We start from the raw sequence: 19185 nt of genomic DNA on the forward strand, positions 1-19185 counted from the left end.
CGGGCCCCGGCGCGCCGGGGCTGACGAGGTGGGGCAGGCAAGATGAGTGCGCCGGACAGCCGGAGCGGAACGCGGGAACAGACGGGCGGGTACCTGACGGACGACACCGTCCAACTGCGCCCGCCCGAGCGGCGGTACGGTGCGGCCACACCGCACCGCACCCCACGCCCGGCCCTCACACCCCCTCCGGCGTCGAACCTGAATCCGAACCTGGGTCCGAGCCCGAAGCCGAGCCAGATTCCGAGCCCGATTCCGAACCAGAGCCAGAAGCAGAACCAGAGCCAGAAGCCGAGCCCGAAGCCGCCGGGCGGCGCACCGAGCCTGGCGAAGTCGAGCGCCCTGATGGCGGCGGGCACGATCGTCTCGCGCGTCACCGGCTTCCTGCGCACCCTCGTGATGGCCGCGGCGATCGGCGTCGGCACGCTCAACGACTCGTACCAGGTGGCCAACGTCCTGCCCACCATGATCTACGTGCTGGTCGGCGGCGGCGCCCTGAACGCGGTGTTCGTGCCCCAGCTCGTCCGGGCCATGAAGAGGGACGACGACGGCGGCGAGGCGTACGCCAACCGGCTGCTCACCCTGGTCGTGGTCGCCCTCGCCGGCGTCACCGGGCTCTGTGTGCTGGCGGCGCCGCTCCTCGTACAGATGATGTCGCCGGACATCGCCTCGGACCCCCGGCGCATGGCCGTGACCGTCGCCTTCGCCCAGTACTGCCTGCCCACCCTCTTCTTCATGGGCGCGCACGTCGTACTCGGCCAGATCCTCAACGCCCGGGGCCGGTTCGGCGCCATGATGTGGACCCCGGTCCTCAACAACATCGTGATCATCGCCGCGTTCGGCGGCTTCATCCACGCCTTCGGCGGCTTCACCGGCTCCGGCGTCACCCCCTCGACCATCACCCCGGAGGGCGTACGGCTGCTCGGCGTCGGCACTCTGCTCGGCCTCACCGTGCAGGCGCTGGCCATGCTGCCGTACCTGCGCGGCGCCGGGTTCCGGCTGCGCCCGCGCTTCGACTTCCGGGGCCACGGCCTCGGCAAGGCCATGGGCCTGGCCAAGTGGAGCCTCCTCTTCGTTCTGGTCAACCAGCTCGGCATGGTCGTCGTCACCCAGCTCGCCACCAAGGCGGGCTCCGCCGCCGAACGGTCCGGGTTCACCGGCTCCGGCATCACCGCGTACAACTACGCGCTGCTGCTGTGGCAGATGCCGCAGGCCATCATCACCGTGTCGGTGATGACCGCCGCGCTCCCCCGGATCTCCCGCGCGGCCCAGGACAACGACATGGCCGCCGTCCGCGCCGACCTCTCCTACGGCCTGCGGACCTCGGCCGTCGCCATCGTGCCCTGCGCCTTCGCGTTCCTGGCGCTCGGCATGCCCATGGCCACACTGCTGTACGCGGGCTCGGGCGCCGAGGGCGCCAGGGGCATCGGTTACGTGCTGATGGCTTTCGGCCTGGGGCTCATCCCGTACTCGGTGCAGTACGTCGTGCTGCGCGGTTTCTACGCGTACGAGGACACCCGGACTCCCTTCTACAACACCGTCGTCGTCGCCCTGGTCAACGCGACGGCCTCCGGGCTGTGCTTCGCGTTCCTCCCCGCGCGCTGGGCCGTCGCCGGCATGGGCGCCTCGTACGGGCTGGCCTTCGCGGTGGGGGTCGGCATCGCGTGGCGCCGGCTGCGCAAGCGGCTCGGCGGCGAGCTGGACGGCGCGCGCGTGCTGCGCACCTACGTCCGGCTGATCGTCGCCGCCACTCCGGCGGCTGCGGCCGGCGGGGGCGCGGCGTACGGGCTGACCAGCGTCCTGGGCTCCGGCGCCCTCGGCTCGCTGGTGGCCCTGCTGGTCGGCGGGATCGTCCTGCTCCTCTCCTTCCTGACGATCGCCCGCTTCCTTCGTCTGCCGGAGCTGAACGCCCTGCTGGGGATGGTCCGGGGGCGCGTGGGGCGCTGACGGCGGGAACGGTTACGCAAGGGGACGGCAACCTTCCGGTCCCCGGCGGCGACCAGAGGGGTGGGCCGACTGACGCCCACAACCCCCCACCGTTCCCGAAGGAAGGCAGAGCCGGCATGTTCTCCCGCTTGCTCCGTACCACCCTGATATCGCTCGCCGCCGGCGCCCTCTCGGTCGTCGGCCTCACCGCCCCCGCGAACGCGGCCGCAACTCCCGCTACCGATACGAGAGTTGCGGCCGTCGCCGAGCCGTGGAACCCGCCGGCCGCGCTGGTGCGGCCGCTGGACGAGGTGTGGCGGCACGTCGAGTCCACCTATCCCGACCTGTACGGCTTCAAGAACTACGGCTGGGACCAGCTGATGGCCAACAAGGGCCGCGTCAGCTACTGCGTCCGCTGGGAATCCGACCAGCCGGTCACCGCGCAGCTGCGCGACGAGATCCACACCGCGCTCAAGCGCCAGTCGAAGAAGTGGATCGACAGCGTCGCGGGCTTCGACGGCTTCCCGTACGCGGAGGTCCCGGTCGACATCGTCGGCTGGGCGGTCAAGGACCGCTCCACACTCCAGTGGACGGACAACTCCGTCGACATCTACACCAACGTGCTCGACGGCGGCGGCGCGCCCCAGTGCGCGCCCGACTGCGGGCGCTTCTTCCACCAGAACGGCGACTACGCGAAGTGCCCCGGTGGCGCGGCCCGGCACTACGACCAGTCGCTGTGGCTGACGAAGGGCTTCCAGGGCGGGGCCGGCGGTGACTGGGGACAGCGGATCGGCAGCGAGTACATGGTCGGGGCGCGCGGCCAGGAGGACATCCACATCCTGGAGCACGAGATGGGCCACACCTACGGGCTCGACGACTTCTACGACTGGACCCCGACCGGCGTGGGCGGCTTCCTCATGCAGGCGGGCAGCGCGACCCGTATCACCGAGTTCGACCAGTGGATGTACCGCGACTTCTGGCGCCACCTGAAGAGCCGCTACGGCCTCTGACCGGCGCCTCCACCACCTGATACGGCGGACGCCGCACGACGGGCGCGCAGGCGGCGCAGCATGCGCGCGTCCTCGAAGCCGACGGAACGGGCGGCGGCGTCGACCGTCGCCCCGTGGCTGATGAGGTGCTGGGCGCGTTCGAGCCGCAGGGTCTGCTGGTAGCGCAGTGGGGTGAGCCCGGTGGCGCGGCCGAAGAGGCGGGTGAGGGTGCGTTCGCTCACGCCGACGGCCGAGGCCAGGGCGGGGAGGGGGAGGGGACGGTCGAAGCGGGCGTCGATGAGGTCCTGGGCGCGGTGCACGGTGTCGTCCACGTGGGACCGGTGCCGGAGCATCGCGCTGGACTGCGGCTCATGGCCGTTGCGGCGGGCGTAGACGACCATCTCCCGGGCCACCCGGGCGGCGACGGCCGGGCCGTGCCGGGCCGCGACCAGGTACAGCGCCAGATCGACGCCGCTGGCGATCCCGGCCGAGGTGATCACCCGGTCGTCGGCGGTGAACAGGACGTCGCGGACGACCACCGCCCCGGGGTGGCGCCTGGCCAGCTCGTCCTGCACGCCGTGGTGGGTGGTGCAGTGGCGGCCGTCGAGCAGCCCGGCCCGGCCGAGCGCGTCCGCTCCGGCGCAGACACTGGCCACCGTCCCGCCCCCGGCGTGGTGCTCCCGCAGGACCTGGAGGGAGGCGGCGCCGATGGCGGGGCTGTCGGCCAGGGTGCCGGCCCGCCAGCCGGGCACCACGATCAGATCCTCGGGCCCCAGGTCGGGCCAGTCGACCCCGGCCACCAGCGGCAGCCCCTGGGCGGTGGGGACCTGCGGCTGCTCGGCGACGTAGGCGAGCGTGTACGGGTACCCGAAGTCGGCCGCGGTGGAAAAGACCTGGGCGGGTCCCGCCAGGTCCAGCAGATGGACTCCGGGCACCAGGAAGAAGACGATGTGGCTCACGATTCGGTCATCATGCCTGACGTCACGGTCGTCGTGCCTGACGTGTCGGTCGTCATGCCGAGCGTTCGGTCGTCATGCCTGGTGTGCCGCCGCGGCCTCCAGCTGGTCGACCGTCGCGATGGTGGCGAAGCGTCCGGCGAGGGCGTACTCGGTGCGCCGGACGACCTCTTCCGCGGAGAGCGTGCGGGGGTCGGCGAGCAGCTCGGCGACGCTCCGGTCGGCGGGAGCGTCGCGGTGCGGGATGGGATTGGTCGCGGTCGCGTCGATGACGAAGGTGACCTGGTGGCCGAGGTCGGAGGCGACGCGGGTGGTGGTCTCCACGCACTGCTCGGTGCGGATGCCGCAGACGGTGAGTTCGCGGATACCGCGCTCGGTGAGGAGCTGCTGGAGGTGGGTAGTGGTGAAGGCGTTGTGCGAGGTCTTGTGGATCAGCGGCTCCCCGTCCGCCCGCTCCAGCTCCTCCATCAGCCGGACATGGCCGAGGGCCGGGTCGAAGACGTCGCCGCTGCCGGGCTCGGTGTGCAGGACCCACACCACGAGGTCCCCGTTCCGGCGGGCGAGCCGGACCAGCCGGTTCACCTTGTCGGCGATCTTCAGGTCGGAGGTGGTCTCCCACAGCGGGCGGGCGCGGAAGGACTCCTGGACATCGATGACGATCAGTGCGCGGGTCATGCCCCCAAGCCTGAGCGGCGGGGGCGGTACGGGACAGGCCGCATCGGGTCGGGCGGCGGACCGATCCGGTCAGCGGTGGGCCGCGGCGGGTCAGGCGGTGGGACGGACAGTGGGGCTCCCGTGCGGGCGACGCCCCGCACGGGAGCCGGGCCTGACACCGGGCCGGAGCCGGGCCGGTGTCGGGCCGGTGTCAGGCCTCACACCGGGCCGCGGAACGAGCTGAGCGCCTTCGGCCTCCACATCGCCCACGACACCTACGACATGGAGCTGACCGGCGACGGCGGTGAGTCGGTGTGCGGCGGGTACGGACACACCCTGGCGTGGCTGCCGCTGGCCACCGCCAACCGCAACCCCGCCACGGCCGAGTTCGTGTACGGCACGGATGATGAGGACGCCGCCTTCGAGGACTGCACCATCCGGCCCGTGCTCGCGCTCTCACCACCCTCCGCCCTCGGCTCGCCGTCTTCGTAATAGCTTCGTGCGCTCACGATGGCTTCGTGCGCCCACGATGGCTTCGTGCGCTCACCCGGCCCGGCGCCCTACGAGGTCGGACGCCATGGTCACCCCTGCTCCCGCTCCACCGGGAGCCACAACTCGGCCTCCGCTTCGGTCTTGTCCGGCGACAGCTGTGTGCGCAGGATCTCCGGGCCGGGTCGGCCGCGGTACGGGTTCGACGGGAACCACTCCGTGAACACGTCCCGCCACAGCTCCTGGATGGCCTGCGGCGCGGGCCCGGAGGTGGTGAAGACCGCCCAGGTACCGGCCGGGACAGCCAGGGCGGTCGTGCCCTCGGGCAGGGTGCTGGACTCGGCCTCAGGCACGGCCCCGGACGTGATCACCCCGTGGTAGTAGTCGAGTTCGGTGCCCTCGGCGCGGCTCGGGTCCAGATCGTCGCAGACCGCGACGATGCCCCGCGGCTGCTGGTCCGACAGCTTCTCCAGGCGCTCCAGAGTCGCCGGTTCCATGGCGCGGACGAAGTCGATGATCGCCTGGTTCGGCCCCGCGTGCACCAGTGGCACCCGGGCCTTGAGGCCGACGACGGAAAAGGCCGGCCGGTCCACTACGCGATAGCGCATGCTGCTGTTCCCTTCAACGGTGAGACGGAAGGTCAACCGGGGCTGAGAGACGAGCGCACAACCGGTGCGCCGGGCCTCGCCGGGCCCGACACCGTGCATGGCGCGGAACGCACGCGCGAACGCCTCCCCCGAGCCGTAGCCGTAACGCACCGCGATCTCCAGCAGCGAGTCACGCCCTACGAGCACCTCGGCGCCCGCGACGGTGAGCCGCCTGCGCCGGACGTACTCCGACAGCGGCACGCCCGCCAACGCGGAGAACATCCGGCGCAGGTGGTACTCCGAGGTGGCCGCGGTGCGCGCCAGCCCGGCCACGTCCATGGGCTGGTCGAGATGGTGCTCGATGTGTTCCATGACCTGGTTGAGCCGCTCCAGCACGCCCGGTCTCCTTCCCCTTCTGACATCACCAAGTTAGGAACCGCACCCCCTGCCGGACCCGACATCCTGTGCCCGATCAAGTCGGGTGCGCACGGCCGCTCGGTCACCGCCGACCGGCCGCCGGTCCCTCCTCGGCACCGTCCGCACAGGCTTCCGCGTCCTCCGGCGGGGGCATGCGCTCGGGCGTCCCCGTGAACATCAGCGCACCGGCGAGCGCGCCCAGGCAGATCGCCGTCACGATGAAGTCCCAGACCGGCCCCCCGGCTCCGGGCCGCGTCACGCGGCCCCCAGGAGAGTGGGCTTGGCGAGGGTGAACCACACGGCCTTGTGCCGGGGTACGCATCCCCCGTGCACCACCGCGCCCCACGCCCACGCCAAGCTCTCGACCAGCAGCAACCCCCGTCCGCCCACGCCACCGTACGAGTCCGCGCCGGATGCGGGTACGGGTACGGACGCGGTCACGGGCAGCGCCCAGGGCGCGTCGTCCGCCACACAGACGGTGACCCGCTTACGGTCCACGGTCACGTGCACGCGGATGAACGGCGTCGCGGTGTGCCGGTGCGCGTTGGTGACGATCTCGGTGACGCACAGCCGCGCGTCCTCGACCAGCGAGGTGTGCCGGTTGATGCCCAGCAGCGAACTGACGAACTCCCGCGCCACTTTCGGTGCGGCGGCGGTGTTGGGCAGGGCGAGCCGGTACGTGTCCCCGCGTGGCGGGGGCGGGGGTACGGGGTGTGCGGTGGCGTTGACGGTGGTCATGTCGTTCTCCCAACGCGAGACGGATCCGAACTGGCGCGTTGCTCGCCATGCGTGGCAATGGCCGTTCCCTGGCACCGGGTCAGGGCGGCGGGGGCGGGCTGCACTTCGGGCTTACTGACGTGCGGGGGTTGCGCCACGAGGAACCATAGGGCGCATAATTGCCACGACGCAATATAGCCACTCGAAATGGTGATACGGGTGGACCCACAACACAGATGCGCGCGACACTGATCGCAGACAGGGGAAGGTGACATGCCCGCAAGGAGTAACCCGACGGTGCGCCAGATGCGCCTCGGCGACGAGCTGAAGAAGCTACGCAACAGCGCGAACAGAGCGGCCCGTGAAGCGGCCGGCCTCCTCGCAACCGATCAGGCGAAGATCAGCCACATAGAGGCGGGCAAGATCGGAATCAGCGAGGAGCGGGTTCGCAAGCTTGCGGTCTTCTACGAGTGCAACGACACCGCCTTGATCGAAGCCATGTGTTCCATCACGCATGAACAGCGCGGACAGTTCTGGTGGGACGACTACCGTGGCGTTCTCCCGCCGGGCTTCCTGGACATCGCAGAGCTGGAGCACCACGCGGCACGACTGCGCTACCTCCAACCGGTGACATTTCCCGGCGTCTTGCAGACGGAGGACCACGCCCGAGCCCTGTTCGGCAGATCGCTTCCGCCGCTACCAGCCAACGAGGTGGAAGCTCGGGTCGACCATCGGATGAAGCGGAAGGAGATTTTCGACCGGGAAAATCCGCCGGACCTTACGGCCACCGTGCACGAAGCCGCGCTGCGCATGCGAGTCGGCGGACGACAGGTCGCACGCAGACAGCTTGAGCACCTCATCGAGATGTCGGAACAGGCAGGCATAACACTTCGGGTCATTCCGTTCACCAACGAGGACTTCATCGACCTCACCCACACCGTGCTATATGCGAGCGGACTCGTCCCACAGTTCGATACCGTCCACATCGACAACCTCTACGGCGGCCGCTTCCTCGGCGGCGCCACCGAACTGGAGAACAATCGAACGCTGCTCGACTTTGCCGAGCAGGCCTCCTTGGGGCCTGTTGAGTCGCGCAGCTTCATTCATCACATCGCGCGAGAACTGTGAGAGATCAAGGCATGAGCGAAGAGATCCACTGGCAGAAATCCTCACTCTCCGGCAACGGACCGCAATGCGTCGAGGTCGCCGAGCACGCTGGCGCCATCCTGATGCGCGAGAGCGACGATCCGAACACGATTACGGCCACAAGCCGTACCAAGTTCGCCGCGTTCATCGCGGGCGTCAAGGCAGGCGAGTTCGACCACTTCGCCAACTAGCCATCCACGCAGCAGGAGGGGCGGAAACATGGACTCCGAGATCAGCTGGCAGAAGTCGTCATTCTCTGATCAAGGAGGGCAGTGCATCGAGATCGCCAAGCGCGAAGGCGTCATCCTGATGCGCGAGAGCGACGATCCGAACATCTTCGCGACAGTCAGTTCCAGCAAGTTCAGTTCGTTCATCTCTGGCATCAAAGCAGGCGAGTTCGATCACTTCATCTACTGAATCCGCCTGACCTGCACTAGAGCCCCCCGCTCAGCATGGCGGGGGGCTCTAGGCGTTCACCTGGCGACATGAATGCCACGGGGCACTGTTGCGTCCCACCCGTCCGTGACGCTACCGTCACTACGCGTCGCCATCCGGGTGCGTTCCTCGGCAGGTTCCTGCCCTGACCGGCGCAACTCTCCCCGTCCCGCGCCCCATTGGGGAGAGCTAGGGGTTGCCCCCGACGCCTGCCGTTTCCTCATGCCGGCGCGCAGGCAGGGGGCAACCCTGTTCCCCCTGCATCACGCGTCGAGGAGAGGGCACGACAGACATGGCAACGCCGACCGCAACCGTTCCGTCCGGGCCGGAGACCGACGACCCGTCACCCGCCACGGATCCCCCCGCGTGGACTCTCCCTCTCCCGGCCGGGGTTCCGGCCGCCGACCAGTTCGCCGAGCCGGACATCGAGCTGATGCTCCGCGTACGGCGCGGGCTGCGGAGGTGGACCGCGTGAACGGGCTGAGCGCGCGGCAGCATCTGTCGCTGCTGATCGCGACGTTCGGGATGAACGGCACCCTCGTCGTCCCCAAGGACGACCCGACCGGTAGCGGTGACGCCTCGGCCTCCGGCTCCCCCGCCGCCGACTCCCCCGCCCGGAACCTCAGCTCTCGGGTCGCCGAGCGCAACAGGCGCAGCAGCAGGGGCGGAACCTGACACGGGACGGCACGGCTGACGCGAGCCGCGAACTCCGCGTCCGATTTCCGCCAGCACACCGGGGCACGGCCGCCAAGACTTGGCCCCATGACCACGACCATGACCCTGCCCGCGCCCGCGTACACACCGCTCCCCATCCCCACCGCCGCTCTGAGGGAACTCCGCGTCACCGACGACGCCGGTCGGCCGATCCGCCCGTACACCGCCCAGGAGGACGGCGCCCAACTCGGCAGCGCGGGCAGTCCGTTGCGCTGCTGCCTGCGCGCCATCGAGCCCGGTGAGCGCATCGCGCTCGTCTCGTACGCGCCGCTGAGGCGGTGGGCGGCGGCGGCCGGGGCCGAGCCGGGGGCGTACGACGAGTCGGGGCCGGTGTTCATCCACGCCGAGGAGTGCGAGGGGCCGTCGGCGGCCACCCCCGGCTATCCGTTCGCGCGGCCGGGGGCGCTGCGTACCGTGCGCCGGTACGACGCCGGGGGCCACATCGTCGGGGGACGGCTGTTCGAGATCCCCGAGGGTTCGCCCGGGGACGGTACGGCGGGTTTCGACCGGGTCATCGGCGAGGCGTTCGCGCAGCCGGACGTGGCGCTCGTACATGTACGGGCCGTGGAGTACGGCTGCTTCCAGTTCGAGGTACGCCGCCCGGCCCCCGTCACCCCGTAACGGACCGTCGCCCGGCCGAAAACCGGGTGCCGGGTGCCCGCGTGGCCTGCGAGGCTGACCCGCCATGACTGCGACTGTGGCCACGACTACAACTGCGACCGCTCACGAACTGTTGCTCATCGGTGGTGGTGCCGGTGTCGGGAAGACGACCGTCGGGTGGGAGGCGTCCGCGCTGTTGCGGGAAGCGAGCACAGCGCACTGCCTCATCGAGGGCGACTTCATGGACCAGATCCATCCCGCCCCCGCCGACGACCCCCATCGCACCGCGATCACCGAACGGAACATCGCCTCGGTCTGGTCGAACTACGCCGCTCTCGGTCAGCATCGGCTGATCTATACGAACACGGTGAGCATCCTGGAAGAGCCGATGGTCAGCCGGGCCATGGGCGGCGGCGGCAAGGTGCGGGCGACCCGCGTTCTGCTCACGGCCGAGGAGACCACCGTGCGGCAGCGGCTCGGTCGGCGGGAGATCGGATCGCAGTTGTCCGCCCACATCGAGCGGAGCCTGCACATGGCACGGCATCTGGAGGAGACGGCCCCCGTCGGCACCGTACGCATCCCGACGGACGGCCGGTCGGTGCAGGACATCGCCGCGCAGGTCCTTCAGGCCGCGGCTTGGCAAGGAGCCACCGAAACGATCAGTTAGGTAACCCTTCCCTGTCGCCCTCGATGCCTGGTAGAGATGGTGGGATAACACCAGTACACCGAAAGAATCAGAATGAACCAGGACAAAAACCCCGATCACATATCTTTCGACATCGACCTGACCTTCGAAGAGGCCCGCCGAAGGACCGAGGTCGTGGCCGCGCTCGGGCCCGACTGGGACCCGGTGGCGGCGCTCCGGGGCGAGGACGAGGCGTACGCGCTCCTCTATTCGGGCCTGGACGCCGAGCAGCAGCGCACGTACGACATGCTCGTGGCGGCGGGAGTCCTGCCGGGCGGGGAGCGGGGCCGTGCGGCTGCCCATTGATCCGCAGGCGGATCCGGCCCGCCGCGCCTGGGTGGCCTGCCCCGTCTGCGACGACGCCCGCCACTGCGCGACCTGCGCGGGCCGCCGCAACTGTGACGAACACTGGCGCTATCTGATCTCCAACAGCGGGCCGGTCGTCCACCTCCAGTGCCCGCGATGCACGCACACGTGGTCGCTGAACACCCGACCCGGTGCCTGCTCAACGCTCCGGACGTGATCGCGGAACGGACTTGCCCTGTCGCATGCGCAGGACCAAGGTGACCGCTTCCTCCGAGCGAGTTCCGGGAGTCAGGACTTCCTGCAGGAGGAGGCCACGCATCGCGGCAGTGGTGACGGTGGCCACATCCCACGCTTCCTTGGTGTCGAGTCCTTCGCGTTCCGCGAGTGAGGCCAGCATCACGGTCAGGTCGCCGATCGACTCCACGAACTCACCGAGGTCCTCGGGGCCGTACGCGGCCAGTCCGGCGACGTAAAAGAAGCCGCGGACACGCGACAGCTGCTCCGGCCGGGTGTAGGTACGCCAGATCGCCACGACGAAGTCGTCGAAAGTGCCCTGCTGGGCTGCCTCCAGAAGTGCTTCGTTGTCACGGGATCGCTGCGCCTTGAGCATGGCGGCCAGGACTCCCGAGAGCGACCCGAAGTGGTATCGCAGCAGGGCGTGGCCGGTCTCGATCCGGGCGGCGACCTCACGGAGCGACATCTCCGACGGGGGAAGGGCCTCGCCGAAGGCGTCGAGAAGCCGTGCCAGGAGTCGCTCGCGCGCGCTGCCCTTGCGTTCCGAGGTTGACAGGATCACTCCCGCAGTTTATCCATTGGATAAGAAAGATTGCTGGTTCCGTGTTGCTTCACACATGGTCGCAGTCAGCTCGCAACGGCGGAGGATCAACCGTGGGACCTGCTCATCCAGTCGGCGCGAGGGTCGTCGACGGATCGGGGCGCGATCCCGGCAACGTCGGTATCACTGTCGTAATCGACCGCATCACCCGACTCGGTGCCTCCAGCGCGCACGGCGAGCGTCTCGTCGACCTCGCCGAGCACGGCGAGTCGCGACGCGGAACGTTCACGCCGACAACAACGAGGGCATTCGACATGCGGTCGGGGCCCGGGTGCGCTGTGTGGAGCACGGCACCAACCTCGACGCATCCACAGCGACCCTGATGGCCGCTCGCGAGGTCGCCCTCGTGCCCACGTTCGCTGTCGTCGAGCAGCTGCCGCCCGACACCGCCGGAGCCGGTTTCGGCGAGTCGACCCCCGACCCGCGACCCGGACCAACGCCGAGATCCTCGGCCTGTCCAGCCAGGTGGGTGTCATCACTCCCGGCGCACAGGCAGACCTCGTTCTGTGGAACCCCAACCCGCTCGAAGACCCAGAACTGTTCTCCGAACCCACCGACCGACGCCGTCCTCGTCATCCAGGCCGGCCAATTGTGAAGGACCTCAGATGAGCACCATGTGGCAGGGATGCCTCGCCAACACCGACTACTTCGAGATGCGCTCCAGCGGTGGGCACGACTACGGCGTCTGGGTCACCACGCCGCCGGACTACGACCCCGCCACCGCGCAAGCGCCTGTCGTGTACGTGCTCGACGGCAACTGGACCGTGGGCATGACCGCCCCGCTCATCGTCACCCAACTGGACCCCTTGCAGCCGATTCAGCCCTACGTCCAAGTCAGCGTGGGTTACGCGGGCGAGGAAGCAGACCACTGGGAGCGGTTGCGCAACCGAGACCTCGTGCCCGCCGGCGAACCCATCGCGAAGGAGTTCATCGACGCGGTGGAGATGGCGGTCCGGGCGGGCACGAAGACGCGCGAGCAAGCCGACGCCTACGTAGCCGAATTGAGCGACAGCCGCGCGGATGTGTTCCTGAACTTCCTCACCGCCGAACTGCACCCGCGGATCGAACGCGACTACGGCACAGCCCCGAGTGGTCATGGTCTCTTCGGCTATTCCTACGGCGGACTCTTCAGTCTCTACGCCTGGCTCACCGGCGGCACGTTCTTCGAGAGCATCGGTGCGGGCAGCCCCGGCGTTATCAGTGAAGACAGCCAGGTCTTCGCTCATCTTCAAGCAATGGGTGACAGCCGGCCTGCCACCAAGCTTCACCTGACCCTCAACGACCGCGAAATCCTCGGAGACATGGCGGTCTACCAGAATCTCGCGAAGAACGCGGCCACGTTCTTCCACCGCCTGACCTCACCCGGCGGGTCCGTCACCAGCGCGATCATGCACGAAACGCACGTGACCGGGCTACAGGCATCGTTCCTCAGCTACCTCAGGACCTGCCGGGCCCGGTAAGCCGGAACGCCGCGGCTCTGTCTGACCGCCGCGGTGGACGGCGGCGCTCCCGGCCGGCGCCGCCGTCCCGAGTGCCTGGCGTCAGGGAGCAGGACGACAAGGTGACGGGCCGCAGCGCCGGTGGAGCCGAAGTGGTGGCCCGGTTGAGCCACCACATGGCGGACCCGAGCGTGCCTGGAACATGCCGTGTCCCGCGTACGCGCACAGCGGACGGCCGCAGCGACGCAGGGCCGACAGGACCACCTGTTGCACCCTATGGGGCACAGCAACACGGCGAGCACACCCCCGGGTCGGCGCTCGGTGGGGGCGTGCCGCGCGCGGGCCGGGCAGCCCCCGCGCGGCACGGGTCGGCTCCCCCACACGTACTCCACCAGGATCACCCACCCGGGACGTGTGCGCGCAGTGCGGCGATCAGCCATTCGAACGCAGGCACCCCCGAGGGAGCCTGCGGCCACCCGTTGAGCGCGCCCAGCAACTGCCAGTACCGCTCCACCCTGCGGTCGGTGAAGGTGGCCAGCCGATCGGCCAGCAGGGCGTGTTCGGCCGCCGTCAGGCCGGGGTCGACGATCCGGTACAGGATCTCCTTGCCCGCGGCCGATTCGGGGGCGATGTGCTCGTGTACCGCCCGGCCGGCGTGCTCCATGACCTTCGCAGGATCGGGCCCCTCCGGCTGCCGCTCCCCTCGTGCCCCCGCCAGGGCCATTTCGCGTACGCGCCTCCGGAACGGCTCGTCGCTGACCAGCTCGGCCAGCTCCACCCAGGCGTCCACCTGCTCGGGAGTCGGGTTGGCCGGCAGGGCCCCCGGCATGGTGCGCATGGCTTGGGCGAGTTGGGCGCCAGGGGCGTTGGGGCCGATACCGTCGAAGCTCTCGCGGACAAAGTCGTCGATGATCCGCTGCCGCTCGTCGACGGACATCCGGGCCAGTTCATGCATCACTCTCATCTCCTCTGTCGTACCGCCATGTCGTGCGACCCGGTCCAGCACCGCGCGCCGGACCATCAGCGTGCGGATCTCCGCGTCCAGGGCCCGCACGTGCGCCCCGGCCACGTCGCGCACCGTCACTTGTCTGTCCAGCACCCGGCGTACGGTTTCCAGGGGCAGTCCCAGCTCGCGCAGGGTGCGGACCAGGTCGACGCGGGCGGCGGCACCGGCGTCGTAGAGCCGGAAGCCGCCTGCCGTGCGGCCGGACGGCGCCACGACGCCGCTGTCGGACCAGAAGCGAATCGTGCGCACGGAGAGCCCGGTGCGCCGGGCGAGTTCGCCGATGGTCAGCGTCCCGGTGCAGTCGCTCACGTCGCTCAAGTCGCTCACGGGGTCAACTCTCATCCCTCCAGCGGATGGAGAGTCAAGCCTCTTTATCGCGGCCGGGCTACGGGATCCGGGCGCACATACCCGACACGCCGGGTGCCGTGGGCCCGGAACTGGGCCCGGGGGCCCTGCTGATGGGCCCGGTCCCCTCTCTACGCTGCTCGCGGCTCGGGGGAGTTGGCGATCTGCGGCAACGAGGAGTGCGGATGAAGCGGGTCGAGGACCTCCGAGCGCCCTCGCCGCCACCCGGCGGCAGACGTACCGGCAGACGTACCGCCCGGGACCGGGGTGTGGCGGGTACCGAGTACGTGGCGATGATCCTGGTCGTCGCCATGATCTCCGCCGCGATCGTGGGACTCTCGGTCCCGCAGGACGAGGCGACCGGGCTGAAGGCCGCCGTCTGCCGGGTCATCCACCCCCTGAGCGGCTCCGAGGCGTGCACGGGCGGTGAGTTCCAGGATCCCGACGCGCCCGGCGAGGGCGATCCCGGTGGGGGCGACAACCCGGGCGACAATCCGGGCGGCGATCCCGACGACCCCGATGCCCCGGTCGTACCGCCCGAGGACGACCCGTTCGAACCGGCGAAGTGCCTGCTGTCGGAGGACCAGACGAAGACCACCGTCGTCGTCCAGATCCTCTTCATCAAGATCAGCAGTTCGGAGTCGGTCAAGGTCCAGCAGTGGTCGGACGGCACCGTCACCCTGGAGCGCGTGACCGACAGCAGTGTCGGGGTCACCGCCAGCATCTCGGCCGGGATTCCGGGCCTCAAGGAGTGGGGCGGCAGCGCCTCCCTCAGCGGCAGCTACTCCAAGGGCAGCGGCAGCGGCGGGCAGTGGGTCTTCAACGGCAACAGGACGACCGACCCGCAGGCCGACCTGGAGGCCAACCTCTCGGACGCCAAGCAGTTCGCCGAGTACCTCAAGGCGGCGCAGAAGTGCGGCAAGGGCCCGACGGGGGACCCGTTCGACACGTACCGGGAATGCAGCATGGGCGCCAACGCGAAGAAGGGCGACCTGGACCCGGACCGGGCTCCTGACATCGACATCACCAAGTCGACCACGGAGCTGGCCGGCGGGCTGAGCTTCGGCAAGTCCTTCAGCAAGGGCAAGGGCGACGACAAGAAGGACCTCGGCTCCATATCCACCGACATCCTCTCCGCGTCGATGACCGAGGAGGTCGTCGTCATGCGGACCAAGACCGGTCCCGACGCGGGCAAGGTCACCTTCGTCTACACCTTCTCCGTCGGCGGTCAGGCGGGCGAGGGAGTCCAGGGCAAGGGCAGCAAGATGCAGCAGGTCGCCGTCACCTACGACGCGGCGGCGTACGACGAGGAAGAGAAGAACGGCGACCCGCACCACCCCCAGAAGATGACCATCACGACGAGCCAGGAGGCCGGGGACGGCGGCGGCGTGAAGGTGGGCGCCGGGGTGAACGCCGGTCCCGTGCCGGTCACCATCGACGTCGGTGGCGGCGGCGGGACCATTCACTCGACCATCCACACCGAGACCGCCGACGTGACCCTCGACAACGACGGCGACAGCACTCTGGTCGAGGACTGGCTGCGCGGCCGCGGCGACTTCCCCGCCAGCGACGCCCTGCCCAACCCCTCGGACTCGGCCGAGCCCCTCGGCAACGACGCGGGCCCGCTCGAAACACTCCTTCACGACAAGGCCAAGCTCTCCCGGCTCGACTACGAGGCCAACACCGACTGGTGGAACGCCTCGCTCGGCATCGGCTTCGGCGTCTCGGCGGGACAGGTCACCCTCGGCTTCAAGCTCTTCGGCATCGACATCACGCACGAGGAGAAGAAGCAGACCATCACCGGGGATCCCACCTACGCGACGGGCCCGAGCAAGGGCGGCGGACGCCCCTGGGTCGAGTGGAAGAACTGCACCCGGACCACGCCCATCTAGGGCGTGTTGCGACCGTCCTGGACCGTTTCCCCGACCGGGTCTTCGCGTTCGACGCGTTCGGCCCACTCGGGATCCGGCCCACCGCGGGCTCGGGCTGGGCCGGGTCCGGTACTTCCACGGCCGCGGCGCCGGAGGAGAACGGCTCAGGAGGCGGACGGCTCGATCTCCCCCGCGAAGACGATGACCTGGTCGATGAGGCTCCGCCGCAGATGGACGACGTCCGTTCCCGCCAGGCGGGGGCCTCCGTACGGTGTCGTGAAGACCCACTGGTACCGGGCCCACTCGTCCGGCATGTCCACCGCCGAACAGCGCACCATCGTGCCGGTCCCCGCCGGGTGGCGCCGGATGTCCAGCACGAACCGCTCGACCGCCTCGATCCCCTCACTGCGGCCCAACGGTCCCCAGAAGACCACGTCCGAGGTGAGGGCCTGGGAGAGCAGCTCAGTCACATAGCTGTCGTCCGAGGCGTTGAACGCGGAGATGAACGTGTCGATCGCGGAACGCGCGGTTTCTACCTGCATGCACCAGTAATACCAGTCGCCTCGCGGGCCGCGCTCGTCCCGTGAGCCGTCTCCCGGCCACGGTGAACCATCCCGGTCACGGCACTGGCACTGCGCCCCGGCTCCGGCTCGTGCGGGTTCGCCCTCGCGGGCCGGGGCGGCGGTCTGCACTGCCGTGACTACGCGTCGCTGTCCTTGCGCAGGGCCTGGATGAGCCAGGGGTACACGGGGATCAGACTCGGCACCACCTGCCAGCCGTTGACGATCCACACGAGCCGCCAGTACCGGTCCACCCGGGGATCGTGCGCCTCTTCGAACTGCCGGGCCATCCAGTCCCGGAAGTCCGCGTCCGGGGTGCGTGCGAACACCGCGGCGAAGCGGTGCACAAGATCGTCGATGACAGGTGCGGCCCGGTCGCTCAGCGGGTCGACGCCCGACTCCATGGCCCCGGCCACCATCTGGCGGGTGACCCGCATCAGTTCCTCGCCGGCCTCGCTCTCGATGGCGAGCGGGCGTCCGGCGGCCCGGAACACGGCCGTCCGGCGCATCCGGGCCCGGAAATCCTCGTCGCCGACCAGCTCGGCGAGTTCCGCCCACGCGGCGACCTGCTCGCTGGACGGATCATCGGGGAGGTCGGGGGTGGCGGCGCGCACCATGGCCACCGCGGCGGGGTCGGCATGCGTTGTGCCGAAGGTGCCCTCCACGAAATCGTCGATCAGACGTCGGCGTTCCTCGCCGGACAACCGCGTGAGCCGGTGCATGAGTGTGATCTCCTCGGGATCGGACCCGCGTGCGGCCACGGCTCGCAGAACGCTTCGACGCAGTCGCAGCACCCGGATCTGGACGTCCACGGCGTCGGCGTGCGCCTCGGCGACCTCGGCCACCGACAGCTCGCGGTCCAGTACCCGTTGGATCGTGGCCAGGTCCATTCCCAGCTCGCGCAGGGTGCGCAGCAGCTCCAGACGTAGCAGCGCGTCGAGGTCGTAGAGCCGGTAGCCGGCGGGACTTCGAGTGGTCGGCGCCACCACCCCCGCATCGGAGTAGAACCGGATGGTCCGCACGGGCAGGCCGGTCCGCCGGGAGAGCTCCCCGATCGAGTAGAGGGTCGTCGCGTCCATGGCCCCCACTCTGCTGTCTCCAGTCAGTGGAGACTCAAGGCCATTCACCGACCGGGCCCGGATCCGGTCGGTCAGCGGTCAGGGGTCAGCGGTCAGGGGTCTGCGGTCAGTCCCGGGGTTCGTGGTCAGGGTGCGGAGGAGCCACTCGCCCCCTCCGCACCCGCTGACGCGCTCTCCGCCCCCGTTGACCGGCGTCAGCCCCGGACACCTCCCTGTAGCGCGGGCGTCTGGGTGGGCAGCTCGGCGCCCGGTGCCCGCGCCTCGGGCGTCCCCGCCGCGCTCGTCGGCTCCCGGCCCGCGTCCGACCAGGTGCCCAGGGTGATCTCCGCCGTGATGCCGGGGCCGAACCCGGCGATGACTCCCCGCGCTCCGTGGTGGGCGCCGCCCTCCTCGAAGAGGCGCTCCAGGGCGTCGAAGATGACGGCGCTCGCGATGTTGCCCCGCTCGGTGAGGGTCGCCCTGCTGTAACGGAACATCTCCGCTGGCAGTCCCAGATAGTGGCTCAGGTCGTCCAGGATCCTGGGGCCGCCCGCGTGGACGACGTAGAAGTCGAGGCCGGAGACGTCCCAGTCGTGGGGTGCGGCCATGTCGCGCATGGCGGGCGCCAGCATGGCCATGGTCTTGGGGACCCGCTTGTCCAGCAGGAAGTGGAATCCGGTGTCGCGGACGGCGTAGGAGATCCAGTCCTCGGTGCCGGGCACCAGATGGGATCCGTTGCGCTCCAGCCTGACCCCCGTACCGCCCTCGCCGCGCACCACCGCCGCCGCGAGAGCGTCGCCGAAGAGGCCGTTGGAGAGCAGGTTGCCCACCGCGAGGTCGGCCGGCTGGTAGCACAGGGAGCAGAACTCGCAGGCGACGATCAGCACGTTCGCGCCCGGGTAGGCGGTGCAGAAGTCGTGCGCGCGGTTGATGGCGGCTCCGCCGGCGGCGCAGCCGAGCTGGGCGATGGGGAGCTGGCGGGTCTCCGGGCGGAAGCCCAGGTTGTTGATGATCCAGGCGGTCATCGACGGCATCATGAAGCCCGTGCACGACACGTAGACGATCATGTCGATGTCGGGCGGCGCGAGTTGCGCGAGGTCCAGCGCGCGCCGCACCACGTCGGGCACCCGCGCCTTGGCCTCCTCCTCGTACACCGCGTTGCGCGCGGTGAAGCCGGGGTGTTCGAGGGTCTCCTCGATGGGCCGCACCAGGCGCCTGGTCTGGACGCCCGTATTGCCGATGAGGCGCAGGGCGAGCCCCAGTTGAGGATGGCCGGCATGCAACTGCCGTGCCAGCTCCAGCGTCTCTTCCCTGGTGATGACATGCTCGGGGACGGCGATGGCCGGTCTGCACAGAGTCGCCATGATCAGCTCCCCACCCGGCAGTCGGCGGCAGCGGCGGCGGAGCGAGCGGGTAACGCCCGGCCGCCCGGAGGAGCCGGCACCCCGGACGG

The 19185-nt window shown here is 69.8% G+C and carries 24 protein-coding genes and 1 pseudogene; 15 read left to right on the plus strand and 10 right to left on the minus strand.

All coding sequences use genetic code 11. The features are described 5' to 3' along the window. Nucleotides 1-42: 42 nt before the first annotated feature. Both murJ and OG627_RS14050 read left to right on the plus strand, forming a co-directional pair. Nucleotides 43-1944 carry a murein biosynthesis integral membrane protein MurJ gene (gene murJ / locus OG627_RS14045; RefSeq protein WP_329064970.1) on the plus strand — a complete coding sequence of 634 codons (1902 nt, stop codon included), beginning with the start codon at nt 43-45 and terminating at the stop codon, nt 1942-1944. A 116-nt stretch (nt 1945-2060) separates the two neighbouring features. Continuing rightward, nucleotides 2061-2933 (plus strand): hypothetical protein, encoded by an 873-nt coding sequence (locus OG627_RS14050; protein WP_329064971.1) that lies wholly within the window; start codon nt 2061-2063, stop codon nt 2931-2933. On the opposite strand, the gene OG627_RS14055 is transcribed toward OG627_RS14050, so the two are convergent. After that, nucleotides 2921-3871: a GlxA family transcriptional regulator gene (locus OG627_RS14055; RefSeq protein WP_329064973.1), complete on the minus strand. Its 951-nt coding sequence runs from the start codon at nt 3869-3871 to the stop codon at nt 2921-2923. The genes OG627_RS14050 and OG627_RS14055 overlap by 13 nt on opposite strands. Before the next feature lie 72 nt (nt 3872-3943). Beyond that, a complete protein-coding gene (locus OG627_RS14060) occupies nt 3944-4543 on the minus strand; it encodes an isochorismatase family protein (RefSeq protein ID WP_329064974.1) in 600 nt (199 codons plus the stop codon). A gap of 141 nt (nt 4544-4684) precedes the next feature. Between OG627_RS14060 and OG627_RS14065 the strand changes: the two are divergent. Beyond that, a pseudogene (locus tag OG627_RS14065) lies at nt 4685-5014 on the plus strand (hypothetical protein); the annotation flags it as partial. Nucleotides 5015-5103: 89 nt separating this feature from the next. On the opposite strand, the gene OG627_RS14070 reads toward OG627_RS14065, so the two are convergent. From OG627_RS14070 to OG627_RS14080, 3 genes are all read right to left on the minus strand, one after another. Next, nucleotides 5104-5994, minus strand: a complete 891-nt coding sequence (locus OG627_RS14070; RefSeq protein ID WP_329064977.1) for an AraC family transcriptional regulator — start codon at nt 5992-5994, stop codon at nt 5104-5106. Nucleotides 5995-6097: 103 nt separating this feature from the next. Beyond that, the gene (locus OG627_RS14075; RefSeq protein WP_329064979.1) at nt 6098-6274 is read right to left on the minus strand and encodes a hypothetical protein; all 177 of its coding nucleotides are present in this window, start codon (nt 6272-6274) and stop codon (nt 6098-6100) included. Beyond that, nucleotides 6271-6753 carry an ATP-binding protein gene (locus tag OG627_RS14080; protein ID WP_329064981.1) on the minus strand — a complete coding sequence of 161 codons (483 nt, stop codon included), beginning with the start codon at nt 6751-6753 and terminating at the stop codon, nt 6271-6273. The genes OG627_RS14075 and OG627_RS14080 overlap by 4 nt, the downstream gene beginning before the upstream one ends. Nucleotides 6754-7038: 285 nt before the next feature. Here OG627_RS14080 and OG627_RS14085 point away from each other — a divergent pair, with 285 nt between their 5' ends. From OG627_RS14085 to OG627_RS14125, 9 genes are all read left to right on the plus strand, one after another. Beyond that, entirely contained in the window at nt 7039-7860 is an 822-nt protein-coding gene (locus OG627_RS14085) for a helix-turn-helix domain-containing protein (protein WP_329072647.1), read from the plus strand. Between the two features lie 11 nt (nt 7861-7871). After that, the gene (locus tag OG627_RS14090) at nt 7872-8069 is read left to right on the plus strand and encodes a DUF397 domain-containing protein (RefSeq protein WP_329064982.1); all 198 of its coding nucleotides are present in this window, start codon (nt 7872-7874) and stop codon (nt 8067-8069) included. Between the two features lie 28 nt (nt 8070-8097). Beyond that, entirely contained in the window at nt 8098-8295 is a 198-nt protein-coding gene (locus tag OG627_RS14095) for a DUF397 domain-containing protein (protein WP_329064984.1), read from the plus strand. 310 nt (nt 8296-8605) lie between these two features. After that, nucleotides 8606-8788: a hypothetical protein gene (locus tag OG627_RS14100; RefSeq protein WP_329064986.1), complete on the plus strand. Its 183-nt coding sequence runs from the start codon at nt 8606-8608 to the stop codon at nt 8786-8788. Beyond that, nucleotides 8785-8988 (plus strand): hypothetical protein, encoded by a 204-nt coding sequence (locus OG627_RS14105; protein WP_329064988.1) that lies wholly within the window; start codon nt 8785-8787, stop codon nt 8986-8988. The genes OG627_RS14100 and OG627_RS14105 overlap by 4 nt, the downstream gene beginning before the upstream one ends. Before the next feature lie 87 nt (nt 8989-9075). After that, nucleotides 9076-9648 (plus strand): DUF1203 domain-containing protein, encoded by a 573-nt coding sequence (locus OG627_RS14110; protein WP_329064990.1) that lies wholly within the window; start codon nt 9076-9078, stop codon nt 9646-9648. Nucleotides 9649-9712: 64 nt separating this feature from the next. Beyond that, on the plus strand, nt 9713-10294 hold the full coding sequence (locus OG627_RS14115; protein WP_329064992.1) for a hypothetical protein: 582 nt from the start codon (nt 9713-9715) through the stop codon (nt 10292-10294). A gap of 72 nt (nt 10295-10366) precedes the next feature. Continuing rightward, nucleotides 10367-10618, plus strand: a complete 252-nt coding sequence (locus tag OG627_RS14120; protein WP_329064994.1) for a DUF6400 family protein — start codon at nt 10367-10369, stop codon at nt 10616-10618. Next, complete coding sequence (locus tag OG627_RS14125; protein ID WP_329064996.1) at nt 10602-10835, plus strand: hypothetical protein; 234 nt, start codon at nt 10602-10604, stop codon at nt 10833-10835. Before OG627_RS14120 ends, OG627_RS14125 begins: the two co-directional genes overlap by 17 nt. Here the strand turns inward: OG627_RS14125 and OG627_RS14130 are convergent. After that, complete coding sequence (locus OG627_RS14130; RefSeq protein WP_329064998.1) at nt 10818-11414, minus strand: TetR/AcrR family transcriptional regulator; 597 nt, start codon at nt 11412-11414, stop codon at nt 10818-10820. The two genes, OG627_RS14125 and OG627_RS14130, sit on opposite strands and share 18 nt — an antisense overlap. A gap of 504 nt (nt 11415-11918) precedes the next feature. Between OG627_RS14130 and OG627_RS35485 the strand changes: the two genes are divergently transcribed. Then, entirely contained in the window at nt 11919-12062 is a 144-nt protein-coding gene (locus tag OG627_RS35485) for a hypothetical protein (RefSeq protein WP_443073472.1), read from the plus strand. After that, nucleotides 12059-12913: an alpha/beta hydrolase gene (locus OG627_RS14135; RefSeq protein ID WP_329064999.1), complete on the plus strand. Its 855-nt coding sequence runs from the start codon at nt 12059-12061 to the stop codon at nt 12911-12913. The genes OG627_RS35485 and OG627_RS14135 overlap by 4 nt, the downstream gene beginning before the upstream one ends. Nucleotides 12914-13289: 376 nt before the next feature. Here the strand turns inward: OG627_RS14135 and OG627_RS14140 are convergent, their stop codons facing one another. Next, entirely contained in the window at nt 13290-14225 is a 936-nt protein-coding gene (locus OG627_RS14140) for a helix-turn-helix domain-containing protein (protein WP_329065002.1), read from the minus strand. A 203-nt stretch (nt 14226-14428) separates the two neighbouring features. Here OG627_RS14140 and OG627_RS14145 point away from each other — a divergent pair, with 203 nt between their 5' ends. After that, a complete protein-coding gene (locus tag OG627_RS14145) occupies nt 14429-16135 on the plus strand; it encodes a hypothetical protein (RefSeq protein WP_329065004.1) in 1707 nt (568 codons plus the stop codon). Nucleotides 16136-16278: 143 nt separating this feature from the next. On the opposite strand, the gene OG627_RS14150 is transcribed toward OG627_RS14145, so the two are convergent. The 3 genes from OG627_RS14150 to OG627_RS14160 all read right to left on the minus strand — a co-directional run bounded on the left by OG627_RS14150 (nt 16279) and on the right by OG627_RS14160 (nt 19096). Next, entirely contained in the window at nt 16279-16656 is a 378-nt protein-coding gene (locus tag OG627_RS14150; RefSeq protein WP_329065006.1) for a nuclear transport factor 2 family protein, read from the minus strand. Between the two features lie 158 nt (nt 16657-16814). After that, nucleotides 16815-17753 carry a helix-turn-helix domain-containing protein gene (locus OG627_RS14155; protein ID WP_329065008.1) on the minus strand — a complete coding sequence of 313 codons (939 nt, stop codon included), beginning with the start codon at nt 17751-17753 and terminating at the stop codon, nt 16815-16817. A gap of 194 nt (nt 17754-17947) precedes the next feature. After that, entirely contained in the window at nt 17948-19096 is a 1149-nt protein-coding gene (locus OG627_RS14160; RefSeq protein ID WP_329065010.1) for a type III polyketide synthase, read from the minus strand. Between the last annotated feature and the right edge of the window lie 89 nt (nt 19097-19185).

Source organism: Streptomyces sp. NBC_01429, from assembly GCF_036231945.1.
Classification (GTDB): domain Bacteria; phylum Actinomycetota; class Actinomycetes; order Streptomycetales; family Streptomycetaceae; genus Streptomyces.